Source organism: Streptomyces flaveolus, assembly GCF_000716535.1.
GTDB classification, from domain to species: Bacteria; Actinomycetota; Actinomycetes; order Streptomycetales; family Streptomycetaceae; genus Streptomyces; species Streptomyces flaveolus_A.
In genome coordinates this window covers 1-12,555 of sequence record NZ_JNWV01000064.1, presented here as the reverse complement: position 1 = coordinate 12,555, position 12,555 = coordinate 1, and the positions used below count along the sequence as shown (strand labels likewise).

Genomic DNA, 12,555 nt, shown 5'->3' with positions numbered 1-12,555 from the left:
CACCGCGGGAGGACAGCCCGAGCAGGCCGTTCCCGCCTCCACTCTGCGGGGCTGCCCACGGACCGGCATACGTCAAATGACTGAGCGGACGGCCCGTCGTCGGCCTTCGCCGGCGCGCGTCAGTCGTTCCCGTCGAGTCAGTCGTTCCCGTCGAGGTCGAGGCCGGAGAGCGCGTCTCTCAGCGCGGCCCGCGAAGTGATGCCCAGCTTGGGATAGATCTGGTAGAGATGCGTACCGATCGTGCGATGGGACAGGAACAACCGCTCGGCGATCTGCTTGTTCGTCAGTCCTGTCGCCGCCAGCGTGGCGATCTGCAACTCCTGCGCGGTCAGCGCCACGGGCCCCGGTTTGGGAGCGGCCGGCGCGGACAGGCCGCTCGCGCGCAGCTCGGCCGCCGTACGGGCTGCCCAGGGCTTGGCACCCAGGCGCTGGAAGACCTCCAGCGCCTGGGTCAGCTGTTCCCTGGCCTCCGCCGTGGCACGCAGGCGCCTGAGGCGTTCACCGTGGAAGAGACGCACCCGTGCGGCGTCGAACGGCCAGCGTTCCGGTCCGGGCAGGGACAGCGCCCGCTCGAACAGGGCGACGGACTCCTCGCCGGCAGTGGTCAGCGCCTCGCTGGCCAGGACCAGCAGCTCCAGCCGGGGCGACAGCTCGCCCATCGCGGACGCGCGCATCGCCGCCGCGTGGGCTGCGGCCTCCTCCTCCCGGCCGGTCCGGACGGCCGCCTCGACCAGATCCATCGTGCCCCACATGGCGATCGGCACGTAGGGGGCCACGGTCCCGGGCGGGCTGAGCCGGCAGGCGTGCTGGTAGGCGGTCTCGTAGTCACCGTCGCCGAGGGCGGCCAGCGCCCTGGCGTGGCAGGCGAAGAACCGGGCGCCATGGGCCCCGCGGGGCGTCGCCCACCGGACGATCTCCTCGGTCAGCGCCGCAGCGGTCTCCGCGTCGCCCTGCGCCGCGGCCACGACCGCCCGAATGTACTGGAAGTACCACGCGAAGAAGCGGTAGTCGTGGTTGGTGCACAGGGCGAGCCCCTCGGCGGCCAGCTGTGTGGCGTCGTCCCAGCGGCCCAGGAGGACGTAGTCCAGGCCCAGGTGCATCAGCGCGCCCAGATACCGGCGGACGGGCGCGGTGCCTGCGCGGCCCTGCTCGATCAGCCGGCGCGTCGCCCACCGGAAGTCCCCGAGCCGGTCGGGGAAGACCGAGGCGGTGCCGACGCGCACCACGCGGGTGGGATCGTCCCCGACGGTGGCGATCAGCTCCGCCAGGCGGGGCAGGGCCGGGGGACCGGTGCGCGCCGGGTCGGCGAAGGTCTGGGAGATGACCCAGAGCAGCTCCGGCGGTTCGGGCGTCAGCCGGTCCATGAACGCGAACAGCGGCTGCCACAGCTCGGGAGCGCCGCCGTACCAGCACAGCAGCACCAGCAGGTGCAGGGCCTCGACGAGAGCTGGGTCCGAGGCGTCCCAGCCGTGACCCCCGGACTCGATCGCCCCGACGAGGAGCCGGTACGCGGTGTCGATGTCGCCGTCCCTGTTGATCAGCAGGAACGCGGCCGCGGCCGCCGCGTGCAACGATTGCTGCCCGGTGCCGGGATGGACGAGCCGGGCCCCGGCGAGCAGTCGCGAGGCGTCCTCCAGTTCTCCGCTGGAGTCCACGCCGACGTAGGCCGCCTCGGCCAGCCGGCGGCTCTCGTCGGCCGCGGTGGTGCTCAGCCCGGCGGCCCGGGTCATCGCCGTCACCGCGCCGAGCGCGTCCCCGCGCCGCAGGCGGCGGCGCGCGGCCTCCTCCAGCAGGGCCGCGACGGTCTCGTCCGGGCCCACGGCCGCCTCTCCCAGGTGCCAGGCGCGGCGCTCCAGCTGGTCGCCGAGCACACCGGCGAGCGCCTGATGGGCTCTTCTGCGCTCCGAGGCGGTCGCCAGCTCCACCACCGCGGAGCCGATCAGAGGGTGCCGGAAGGACAGCCGCCGGTTGTCCGCCGAGATCGTCACCAGCCGGTCGCGTTCGGCGGGGGCCAGGTCGTCGACGCCGGCCCGGCCGGCCGCGGCGGCCTCGATCGCGGCCAGGTCGCCGGTGCCGTCGAGGGCGGCGAGCAGCAGAAGCTCCCGGCTGCCGTCGGGCAACGCGGCCACGCGCGAGGCGAACATCGCCTGAAGGCGCTCGGTCAGGGGCAGCACGGTGGGCACCGCCGCCAGGGTCGCGCGCTGCTCGGTGGAGAGCGCCACCGGCAGCTCCACCAGCGCCAGCGGGTTGCCGCGTGCCTCGGCGGCGATGCGGCGCCGTACCGCGGGAGAGACATCGGGGTGAGTCAGGGCGAGCAGTTCGGCCGACGACGCGTCGTCCAGCGGCTGGAGCCGGTGCTCGGTCAGGCCGCTCGACTCGAAGAAGCTGTCGGAGCCCTCACGGGAGGCCGCGAGGAAGCCGATACGGCTGCCGACGAGCCGCCGGGCCACGAAACCGAGGACGGCGTTGGTCGCCCGGTCCAGCCACGGCAGGTCGTCCACGACGACCAGCAGCGGCGTCTCGGCGGAGATCAGCCGCAACAGCAGCAGCACCGCCGTCGAGGTCAGGAGGCGGTCGGGAACCGGTCCGCTGCCGATTCCGACAGCGACCCGCAGGGCGTCGCGGTGCGGGTTGTCCAGGACGTCGAGGTCGTCGAAGAGGGGCACGAGGAGCTGGTTGAGGCCCGCGTAGCTGATGTCCGCCTCGAACTGCACGCCGGCCGCGCGCAGGACCCGGACGCCGTTGTGCACGGCACCCTTCGCCACCGCGTCGAGCACGGCGCTCTTGCCCACCCCGGCCTCGCCCGAGAGCAGCAGAGCCGCTCCCTGGACCTCGGAGTTGCCGAAGAAGGACTGGATGAACGCGAGGTCCGCGTCGCGTCCGACCAGCCGTGTCGAGGCCGGACACACGGTCGGTTCCAGGTCATTCATCGGGCTGCCTCCAACGGCCGACGTACGGAGGCTCGGTGTTCCGCCGACCTGGCTGTGCCGGCACCCGCCCCGTGCGGCCCATGCAATCACTGCAGTGTAAAGGACGTCCATAATCGGCCATTGCCGTTACGTCGCCGTTTCCGGGCTCGCCTCGCGGGCCGGGGCACGGCCGCTCCCCGGCGGAGCCCTACCTATTACGGCGTAATAGCCGGAGCTGGTCGTGCGTCCGCGCCACGGCATCAGGAACGGCGCAGCAGCGCTGAAGTACCTGCGGGCGTGGCCGGCGATGGACTCCTCGTCCCCGGGTTTCTGTGACGACATGGAGGGTCCGTTCCTGCTGAATCAGGCGGCACACGTATTTCAGTTGCCGGGTCTCTTTCGCATAGGCGGAGCAACTGGTTCCCACCGTGCGTACGGTCACACGTAGATGTGAACGCCGGAGCACGTCCGGCTCGTGTAGGTGGCGACAGGGTTCGTCGCCCGCTGCCCGTCTTGTCCGTGTCGTACGACGACGCGGCGCGGGGATGTGCCGCATGTGCGAGTGAGGTTGTGATCAGGTGAGTGCGGAAAAGTCCGGTGTGACACGTATGGACCTTCGGCCGGAGGACGTGGCCGCTCTGCGGCGCTCCGTCCAGGGACCGGTGCTGGAGCCGGGAGCGGACGGTTACGACGCGGAGTGCGCCACGTTCAACCTGGCCTGCGGCCTCCGACCGGCCGTGGTGGTCGGTGCCACCGGCGAGCAGGACATACGTGCGGCGGTCCGGTTCGCCGTGCGGCACGGGCTGCCGGTCGCGGTGAAGACCGCGGCCCATCAGGTGGTCTCCCCGGCCGAGGGCGGGCTGCTGATCACGACGCAGCGGATGCAGGGCGTCTTCGTCGACGCGCAGGCACAGACCGTGCGGGTCGAGGCGGGTGTGCTGTGGCGGGACGTGCTGCCGCACACCGCGAAGTCCGGACTGGCCCCGATCGTGGGCTCGGCCCCGGACGTCGGCGTCGTCGGCTACACGCTGGGCGGCGGACTGAGCCCGCTGCTGGGACGGTCGCTCGGGTACGCCGCCGACCACGTGCGGTGGCTGAACATGGTCACGGCGGACGGAGAACTGCGCCGGGTGACTCCGCAGAGCGAACCCGACCTGTTCTGGGCGGTGCTGGGCGGCAAGGGCAACTTCGGTGTGGTGACCGAGATCGAGTTCGACGTGTTCCCGGTCGCGCGCTTCTACGGCGGCGGCATCTACTTCGCGGGTGAGCACCTGGCCCAGGTGCTGGAGGCCTGGCGGAACTGGCTGCCGGGAGTGGGGGAGGACATGACCTCCTCCATAAGTGTCCAGCGGCTGCCCGACATCCCGGTGCTGCCCGAGCCGTTGCGCGGTGCCTTCGTGGTCCACCTGCGTATCGGCTACCTCGGGTCGGCGGCCGACGGCGCCGAACTGGTCGCTCCGCTGCGTGCGTGTGCGCCGGTGCTGATCGACCTGGTGGAGGAGAAGCCCTTCACCGCGATCGGGGAGATCCACATGGATCCCGTCGACCCCATGCCCTACTTCGACCGCAGTCTCTGCCTGGAGGAGTTCTCCGCGGAGACGATGAAGGCCTTCGTGGAACTGACGGGCCCGCGGTCGGGATGCACCCTGACGACCGTGGAGATCCGGGCGCTCGGCGGCGCGCTCGACCGTGAACCGGCGGTGCCGAACGCGGTGTCGAGCCGAGGACTTCCGTACGTCGTGTTCGCGGTCGCCGTGGGCGCCCCGGACCAGGCGGACGCGTTGCGGGCCGAACTGGCCCGGGTCAGGGACGGGCTCGCGCCCTGGGAGGCCCGGCGGAACATCGTCAACTTCCTGTCACCGGACGAGGCGACCGACGCAGACGGAGTGCGCGCGGTGTACGGGGCGGAGCGGTTCGACCGGCTCGCCGAGGTGAAGAGGCGCTACGACCCGGCCAACGTCTTCCGGTTCAACCACAACATCACGCCGGCCTGATCCGGCGGACCCGAACGACGCGCGCCCCTCGCCGTGCCTGCGGTCGCGAACCGGCGGCCGTCGACGGGGCGTTCACCCGGGCGCGCGCCCGCTCCGGCGGCGGGATGCGCGTCCTCAGGCGGCCAGGTGCGTGTCCTCGGGCTGCGGGGCGGAGGTCCGCGCGACCCGGCCCGGTCACCGCGTCCGGCGGGGCGAGCGCACGCCGCGGTGCCGTCCTGGCCCGGTTCAGCGGGACGCCGTCCCCTGGGCCCGCGCACGCACCTCGCCGCCCGGGCCTGCGGCACCAGTTCGTGGAACTGGCTCCGATTTGCCTCCGGAAGTGAACCGGCGGCGGCCCCGCATCCGTGTGGAATGCGGCAGGTTCCCGCTGCCGATCGGGTCGCGGGGACGGCGGCCGTCCGCCGGGCGCTTCCCCCGGGTGGTCGCCCACCGGGCTTCCGTTCGGTTCCGCTGTGGGGGCGGAGGCGAGCGGAAGCCCGGGACTGTCCGGTGAGCGCCACGGGCACGGGGCAGGACGTACGCACACACGGCAAGGTGCGGGACGTCCGCACACGACGAGGTGAGGGAGTTGCGGTGACGGATCTCGCGGCTGCGGTCGAGTCGGTGGAACAGCTCTCCACGGTCTGGCGCGTCATGGTGCTCGACCGGGACGCGGAAGCGGACGTCCGGGACCTGCCGGGTCTCGCCGTCCGCTGGGCCGACTGCCGGTTCGCCTTCTGGAACGCGATCACCCTGAACGAGGTCGGGGCGGACGCGGCCCTCCTGGAGAAGCGCCTGCGCCAGGCGGCGGACATCATGCGGTCGAAGGAACGGCCGGGCTTCCTGTGGCTCTTCGAGGACCTGCTCGCGGACGACGCGCGCGCGGCACTGGCGGAGGCGGCGCGGCGCGCCGGCCTGGCCCACGCCTTCCCCGGCACCGGCATGGCCGGCGACCTGCTGCCCGTCCCCGAGCCCCACCACCCGGACCTCGTCTTCCAGCGGGTGACCACCGACGAACAGCTGCGCGCCTACGCGGACATCAACTCGCGTGCCTACGGCTTCGACCTGGAGGACGGCCGCGACGGGCTGGCCGGCTCCACGCTGTGGAAGCGGGAGGTGTACGCCTACCTGGCGCTGCGGGACGGCGTCCCGGTCGCGTGCGCCGCGACCGTCGAGGCGGAGGGCCGCCTGTTCGTGGTGCTCGTCGCCACCGAACCGGACCAGCAACGACGGGGGTACGGCGAGGCGGTGACGCGCAAGGCGTTGTACGAGGGCGCCCGCGCCACCGGGCTGACCCGGGCCACCCTGCACGCGACCGTCGCCGGGGCCCCCGTGTACCCGAGGATCGGCTTCGAACCGAACTCCCCGATGCACTTCTACGCGCCGGCGGAATGATCCGAAAACACGTGTGGTTCACACCCACCACGAGCGACAAGCAGAGAGTATGACTGCTCCAACGACACACATGTCCCTGTCCGAGCGCGTCGAGGAACTGCTGGAGACCGGCGGCCCGCTGCCCATCGTCGCCGCCGGCGACCCCGTACTGCGCGGCGTCGCCGAACCGTACGACGGTCAGCTCGACGACACGCTGCTGCAGCGCTTCCTGGCCGCGCTGCGCGAGACGATGCACGCGGCCCCGGGCGTGGGACTGGCCGCGCCCCAGGTGGGTGTCCCGCTGAGCATCGCGGTGGTGGAGGACCGGGCACGCGGGCCGCGTGAGGTGTTCGAGGCGCGGGGACGCACCCCCCTGCCCTTCCGGGTGCTGGTCAACCCCTCCTACGAGCCCGAGGGCGAGACCAGGGCCGCGTTCTTCGAAGGGTGCCTGAGCGTGCCGGGCTGGCAGGCGGTGGTGGCCCGCCACGCCCGGGTGCGGCTGCGCGGGCAGGACGAGCACGGTCACACGATCGACGAGGTGTTCACCGGCTGGCCGGCGCGCATCGTGCAGCACGAGACCGACCACCTGGCCGGCACGCTCTACCTGGACGTGGCCGAGTCGCGGTCGCTGTCCGCCAACGAGGCCGTCGCGCGGCACTGGTCGCAGCCGACCCCCGAGGCGGCCGCGCACGCGCTGGGATTCAGGATGCCGTGACTGCCCGTCGCGGGCCGGGAAACCTTCCCTTCCCACCGTCAAGTGACTGATGCGCACGGTTTGTCCCCTGCGTCAGGCTGAAGCACGCCGACACTCCGGCGAGCCCGTCGGCACCCGGGATCACACACGACTGCCGAGAGCGGTACGTCCGACACGGAGAAGAGGACCTGGCGTGACACCGGTCGAACAGCAGCTTTCGCTGACGAGCAGCAATCCGATACTCTCCCGGCCGCAGTTCGAACGGCGGGGCGGACAGAAGACGGCGGTCAGGGACCCGCGGGCCGGGATCGCCGTCGCCCGGGACCGGATCAGAGTGGGCAACGACTGGGAGCGGGCTCACGCCGACGAGGCCGCTCCGCTGCCCGTTTTCGTCGGCGACCTGATGACGATGGACGACGTCCTGCCCCGTGCGGCGGCGGCGCTCGCGATCACGGCTCTCACGGCCGCGCTGTCGTGGACCCTGCTGCCGCTCGCCGCGCTCGGCACGGCCGCGTCGTACGGCGTCGCCGCCGGCGCCGGACTGCTCGCCGCGGCGCTGGTGGTGGTCCAGCGCCGCAGGAACCTGCCGTCCGCGTCCCTGACCCTGACGTTCGCGGCGTTCCAGGGCGTGTTCCTCGGCGTGTTGTCGATGACGGCCTCCAGCCACCTGTCACCAGGTCTCTTCGTGCAGACCGTGCTCGGCACGATGGCGGCCTCCGCCGCGGCCCTCCTCGCCCGCGCACTGCACTGGATGCGGGCGAACCGCCGGTTCTACGGTGTCGCCGGCGCCGCGCTGCTCGGACTGGGCCTCCTCGGCCTGGCGGACTGGATCCTCTTCCCCCTCATGGGCGCGGAGGGCCTGGGCCTGCGCCCACTCGGCCTCGGCATCGTCATGGGAGTCGTGGGTCTCGCCTTCGGGATGTCCTTCCTGCCCCTGCACTTCCGGCAGGTCGAGGACGGCGTCACGTACGGCGCGTCCCGTGACCAGTCCTGGCCGGCCGCGTTCGGGCTCACCCTGACCCTGGTGTGGCTGTACGTGGAGACCGCGCGGCTGTTCACCCTCTTCCCCGGCGACGAGCTGTACTGACCCCAGGAGGACGGCCCTCGGCTCCGTCCGGCCCACCGGGCGGCCGACGGGTCACCGGGTTTTGATCACCACCGTGGCCAGCAGTCCGACGCCGTACGCGACGCCGTAGTAGCGAAGGACCGGCTGCCGGGGCGAGAGCCACAGCAGGACCAGCGCGAACACCGCTGTCCCACCGACCACGAACGGATCGAAACCGGCCTTCTCGAAGGCCACGTTGGCGGTGATGCCCGCGCCGATGAAGAGAGCGTTCACGGTGATCAGGACGTTGTCCCAGGGGCGCGGCGCACGGTCGGTCGGGAAGAGGAACTGGGCCAGCATGATTGTGGTGTTCAGCAACGTGAACCCGGCGAGGAAGACGGCGTCGGAGAACACGTCGTCGTTGAAGGCGACGACACGGCAGATCGCGGGCAGGCTCTCGGAGCAGAACCGCCCGTGCAGGTAGTTGGTGACCTCGTGGTCGCCGAAACTCAGGGCGTACAGGTACGCGCCGGCCGTGAACAGGGCACCGAGCGCGAGCAGGCCCCCGCGTCGCCGCGGCCGAGCGTCGCGCACCAGGTGAGCGGCGACCAGGTAGTACAGCAGGACGGTGCACAGGCCGAGCACCATGTTGTCGATCTCGACCCAGCGCAGGAACTGGTTGTCCGCGACGTACGCGAGCGTGCCGTCGGCCTTCCTGTTGACGGAGATGAGCACGACGACCAGCGAGTCGAGGGTGAGCAGCAGATGCAGCCTGCCGTGCGCGAGACGACGCCCGGGGAGGTTCACGCCCGGGGCCGCGTTCCGCCGGGGTCCGTGGCGTCCTGCGCGGCGGACGAAGGACACAGCCCCCGTATGAGCACGTCGAACAGCCGTGCGGCCCGGGTGTGCTCCTCGCCCTGAGGGCAGACCCACAACGGGCCCAGCAACACGAGCACGTCGTCGGCCGTCGTCCCCGGCAGGATGGTCCCGGCGGCCTCGTTGGCGCGCACCAGCTCCGTCAGGGCGTCGAGCAGCGGCCGGTACGGCTCACGGCACTGCTCGGTCATCACGGCGGTGGCTCCCCTCATCGCCTCCGCGAACTCGGGTGCGCATCCCCCGAGGCCCAGCAGGCGTTCCAGCCACACCCGCAGCGCGTGCGGCGGGCTCAGGGTCTTCAGGAGCGCGGGCACGGCGGTCACCAGTTCGTCCACCTCCGCTCCGTACACCTGCAGCATCAGGGACTCGCGGGTCGGGAAGTGGCGGTAGAGCGTCCCTTGGCCCACGCCCGCTCTGCGCGCGATGGACTTCAGGGAAGTGTCGCCAGGCGCGGCGAGTTCCTCCGTCGCCGCCTCCAGGATGCGCAGCCGGTTGGAGCGTGCGTCCGATCTCATCGATGCTCCGGTCTCTCTCCGTGATGATGCCGTCGCGCGGGCTCGGGCCGCGCCCGCTGGGCAGCGTGATGACGTGTCGCACACATGGCTGTGGTCTCTCGACACACCGACTCTGGAACCCGGTGCTCGTCGAGCCGGTGCCGGGAACACCTGCCAAACACGTATCCTGATGGAAATCTACACCCCGCCGCCGTCGTCCTGACGGGCAGACCACCCGCGGGGGCGCGTCGTCCGGCGAGCAGGACGGACACACACCACCCGCACCGAGCAGAAGGCAACCGATACCCATGTCCCATGACGCAGTCGCTCCTGTCGCCGGCCTGCGACGGCACACGTCGGCCGTGGAGCGGCTCGACGAGCTGACCGGCGCCCTCGCCGAGGACCTCGACGAGGGCAGGTGGGCCCCGGCGGCGCTGGAACGGACCCTGGCGTCCCGCCTGCTCGTGGCCTGCGCCGGGGACGGGCAGTTCACCCCGGCCCGCCTGCGCGAGACCCTCTGGGAGGGCAGCGTCGCCCTGACGTACGCGGGCGGCGGCCGGCTGGCCCGGCTCCTCGCCCAGCTGTGCGCGGTGACCGCACACCCGGCGCCTCACGCCGAACCCGCGCTGTCCGCCGGCGCCCGCCTGCTGGAGCGGGTGGCACAGGGCGCATCCGCGGACGGCGACCGGCTCTGACGCCGCCGGCGATGACACTCCCACCCGGCCGGGGCGGGGCGCATCCGCGGACGGCGACCGGCTCTGACGCCGCCGGCGATGACACTCCCACCCGGCCGGGGCGGCCGGTGCCCGGGCGACGAGAGCGCGTGAGAACCGGTCCCGACCGTCGCTCAGCCGCACCGTTCGCACCGGTCGCCGCGGGCGGCGTGCGCCCCGCCCCCCGGAACAGTCAGATGACGGATGTGTCCGGCACTCCGCCTGCGGAAGACTGAATGCCACCAAGCGCACACCTTGCCCGAAGGGGGAGAGAACATGACGAGGTACCACAGGTGCGGTCGGCCTTGCTGTGATCCTTCGCCGGTCAGGCCGTCGTCGACCGGGCGGCGGTCCAGGAGCGCCCGTGCGAGCGGGCCCGTTCTCACCCTGGTGCGGGGCTCGGAGCCCCGCCGGACCGTCGAACTGTCCACGTTGACGCGCGAGCCCATGCCGGCCGACGTCCGGGGCGCGATCGTGACGCCGGTGGGCGACAGGCTCATGGCCACCTGGATGCCGCTGAGCGCACCGACCCGCGTCCCGCAGGGCCGCGTCCTGCTGTCCTGGACACCCGCGGGCGCGGACCGGACGGACGTCACGGCCCAGCTGGGGCTCGCGGGGGCCCAGGTTCTGCTCGCGGTCTGGCCGGGCCTGCGCGGTGAGTGGTCAGGCGTCGTCCGTCCCACGGTCGCCGAGGTGACGGAACTGCATGCCGCGCTCCGCCTCGCGACCGTGGTCATGGACCGACTGGCCGACTGACGGTCGGCGAGGCGTGCGGGTGAGGCTCACGCCTGTTCGTTCGCCCAGCTCATCAGCTTGCGCAGCTGCTTGCCGGTGGTCTCCAGCAGGTGCTCGGAGTCCTGCATCTTGTACTCGTCGTACCGCTTCAGGCCGCCGTGGTACTCGTCCATCCAGTTATGGGCGAAGGAGCCGTCCTGGATCTCGGCGAGGACCTTCTTCATCTCCGCCTTGGTGGCGTCGGTGATGATGCGCGGGCCGGTGACGTGGTCGCCCCACTCGGCGGTCCCGATCTCCTCGGTGAACGTCGTCCTGATGACACCGGCGCGGTGCCGCCGATGGCCGTGGCGTACGACAGCCCCAGCGCGAAGGCGTTGCCGGAGGCGTCCTGCTCCACGGCCACGATGCACGGAACGCCGCGGCCCTCCTCGTACTGGCGGCGCACCAGGTGGCCCGGGTCAGGTTCGGGGCGATGGACTCCTCGTACACCTGGGCCTGGATCGGGTCCGGGACGAGGATCATGATGACGTCGGCCTCGGCGGCGGCCTCGGCCGGGGTCACCCACGCGCAGGCCCTGCTCCTCGGCCTTGGCCTTGGACTTCGAGCCCTCGTGCAGACCGACACGCACGTCCACACCGGAGTCACGCAGCGACGTATGTCTCGGCGGCTGGGACAGGTTTCACACGTTTCGCACGGTGTGGGAGGCTTCGCCGTGGTGCCGGCGGATGTCGCGGAGGAAGCCGGCGAGGATCTCCAGGGTTCGTTCCGGCTCCTCGATGGTCGCCGCGTGCCCGCCCTTGACCGCGGCCAGCCGCGCGCCGGGTATCCCCTCCGCCAGTTCCAGCGAGTGCTCAGGGACCACCAACCGGTCACCTGGGCTCGCCACCACGAGGGCGGGGGCGGCGACCGCGGGAAGGTCACCGTGGACGTCGATGCCCAGGGCGAGGGCGATCTGCTGGGCGGTGCCGGGAGCGGACCCCGCGAACTTGGCGGTCAGCTGCCGGGCTTCCCGCGGGGTGAGGTGGGTCAGGTACTCCTCGGAGAAGGACAGCGAGGTCAGCAGGGGGCCCAGCCTCTCGTCGCGACGGGCGTGCAGCGACGCCCACATCTCCAGACTGAGCCACAGCGTGGTGCGGGGCCGGGCGAAGCCGGCGAGGGTGAACAGTCCACGGACCCGGCCCGGATGACGGGCGGCGACACGGACGGCCACGGCCGCGCCGAGCGAGGCCCCCGCGATCACGAAGTCGCGCACCCCGGCCGCCAGGGCCGTGGCCACCACCTGGTCCGCCACGGTGCTCGCCGCCAGCGGGCCGACGGGCAGCGGGCTGCGTCCCGATCCCGGGAGGTCGGGGAGCACGACGGTGTGCGTGGCCGCGAGGCCGTCGACCAGGGGCCCCCAGGTCTCGGCCGCGCTGCTTCCGATGCCGTGCAGGAGTACCAGACCGGGCCCGCTGCCCCGGATGTCGTACGCGAGCATGTGTCACGCGGGTTCACCCGTCCGGGGACGCAGGGGCCGCTACGGAGTCCTAGGATCAGGCGTTGTCCGGAGCCGTCGGGGGCGGTCCAGGTGTCGCAGTCGAGGGTGAGGTCGCCGACGAGGGGGTGGTGGTAGTGCTTGGTGCCGTAGGTGGCTGTGCTGACGTGGTGTTCGGCCCACCAGGTGCGGAAGTCGGTGTCGTGGAGGGAGAGTTCGCCGACGAGGCGGGCGAGTTCGGGGTCGTCGGGGTCGGCCGCGGCTTCCA

General features: G+C 72.2%; 11 protein-coding genes and 2 pseudogenes. 6 read left to right on the top strand and 7 right to left on the bottom strand.

All coding sequences use genetic code 11. The features are described 5' to 3' along the window. Positions 1-137 precede the first annotated feature (137 nt). Together OO52_RS42675 and OO52_RS52330 are read right to left on the bottom strand one after the other, a co-directional pair. Positions 138-2,930 carry a LuxR family transcriptional regulator gene (locus OO52_RS42675; protein ID WP_030657929.1) on the bottom strand — a complete coding sequence of 931 codons (2,793 nt, stop codon included), beginning with the start codon at positions 2,928-2,930 and terminating at the stop codon, positions 138-140. A gap of 126 nt (positions 2,931-3,056) precedes the next feature. Continuing rightward, entirely contained in the window at positions 3,057-3,251 is a 195-nt protein-coding gene (locus tag OO52_RS52330; protein ID WP_030940558.1) for a hypothetical protein, read from the bottom strand. 266 nt (positions 3,252-3,517) lie between these two features. Between OO52_RS52330 and OO52_RS42670 the strand changes: the two genes are divergently transcribed. The 4 genes from OO52_RS42670 (at position 3,518) to OO52_RS42655 (ending at position 8,037) form a co-directional block, all read left to right on the top strand. Beyond that, positions 3,518-4,903 (top strand): FAD-binding oxidoreductase, encoded by a 1,386-nt coding sequence (locus tag OO52_RS42670; RefSeq protein ID WP_030657927.1) that lies wholly within the window; start codon positions 3,518-3,520, stop codon positions 4,901-4,903. A gap of 573 nt (positions 4,904-5,476) precedes the next feature. Then, positions 5,477-6,277: a GNAT family N-acetyltransferase gene (locus OO52_RS42665; RefSeq protein ID WP_030657924.1), complete on the top strand. Its 801-nt coding sequence runs from the start codon at positions 5,477-5,479 to the stop codon at positions 6,275-6,277. Positions 6,278-6,347: 70 nt separating this feature from the next. Next, on the top strand, positions 6,348-6,971 hold the full coding sequence (locus OO52_RS42660) for a peptide deformylase (protein WP_374101775.1): 624 nt from the start codon (positions 6,348-6,350) through the stop codon (positions 6,969-6,971). A gap of 172 nt (positions 6,972-7,143) precedes the next feature. Further along, on the top strand, positions 7,144-8,037 hold the full coding sequence (locus OO52_RS42655) for a Bax inhibitor-1/YccA family membrane protein (RefSeq protein ID WP_030657921.1): 894 nt from the start codon (positions 7,144-7,146) through the stop codon (positions 8,035-8,037). A gap of 51 nt (positions 8,038-8,088) precedes the next feature. Here the strand turns inward: OO52_RS42655 and OO52_RS53605 are convergent, their stop codons facing one another. After that, complete coding sequence (locus OO52_RS53605) at positions 8,089-8,802, bottom strand: hypothetical protein (RefSeq protein ID WP_231406219.1); 714 nt, start codon at positions 8,800-8,802, stop codon at positions 8,089-8,091. Then, positions 8,799-9,386 (bottom strand): TetR/AcrR family transcriptional regulator, encoded by a 588-nt coding sequence (locus OO52_RS42645; protein WP_030657919.1) that lies wholly within the window; start codon positions 9,384-9,386, stop codon positions 8,799-8,801. The genes OO52_RS53605 and OO52_RS42645 overlap by 4 nt, the downstream gene beginning before the upstream one ends. Positions 9,387-9,673: 287 nt before the next feature. Between OO52_RS42645 and OO52_RS42640 the strand changes: the two genes are divergently transcribed. Continuing rightward, positions 9,674-10,060, top strand: a complete 387-nt coding sequence (locus OO52_RS42640; RefSeq protein ID WP_030657917.1) for a hypothetical protein — start codon at positions 9,674-9,676, stop codon at positions 10,058-10,060. A gap of 465 nt (positions 10,061-10,525) precedes the next feature. Further along, positions 10,526-10,834: a hypothetical protein gene (locus OO52_RS42635; RefSeq protein WP_030657915.1), complete on the top strand. Its 309-nt coding sequence runs from the start codon at positions 10,526-10,528 to the stop codon at positions 10,832-10,834. A gap of 26 nt (positions 10,835-10,860) precedes the next feature. Here OO52_RS42635 and OO52_RS48890 read toward each other — a convergent pair. The 3 genes and pseudogenes from OO52_RS48890 to OO52_RS48885 all read right to left on the bottom strand — a co-directional run. After that, a pseudogene (locus OO52_RS48890) lies at positions 10,861-11,465 on the bottom strand (hypothetical protein); the annotation flags it as partial. Positions 11,466-11,492: 27 nt separating this feature from the next. Next, positions 11,493-12,290, bottom strand: a complete 798-nt coding sequence (locus OO52_RS42625; RefSeq protein WP_051819060.1) for an alpha/beta fold hydrolase — start codon at positions 12,288-12,290, stop codon at positions 11,493-11,495. Positions 12,291-12,340: 50 nt separating this feature from the next. Further along, positions 12,341-12,555, bottom strand: a pseudogene (locus tag OO52_RS48885) (transcriptional regulator); the annotation flags it as partial.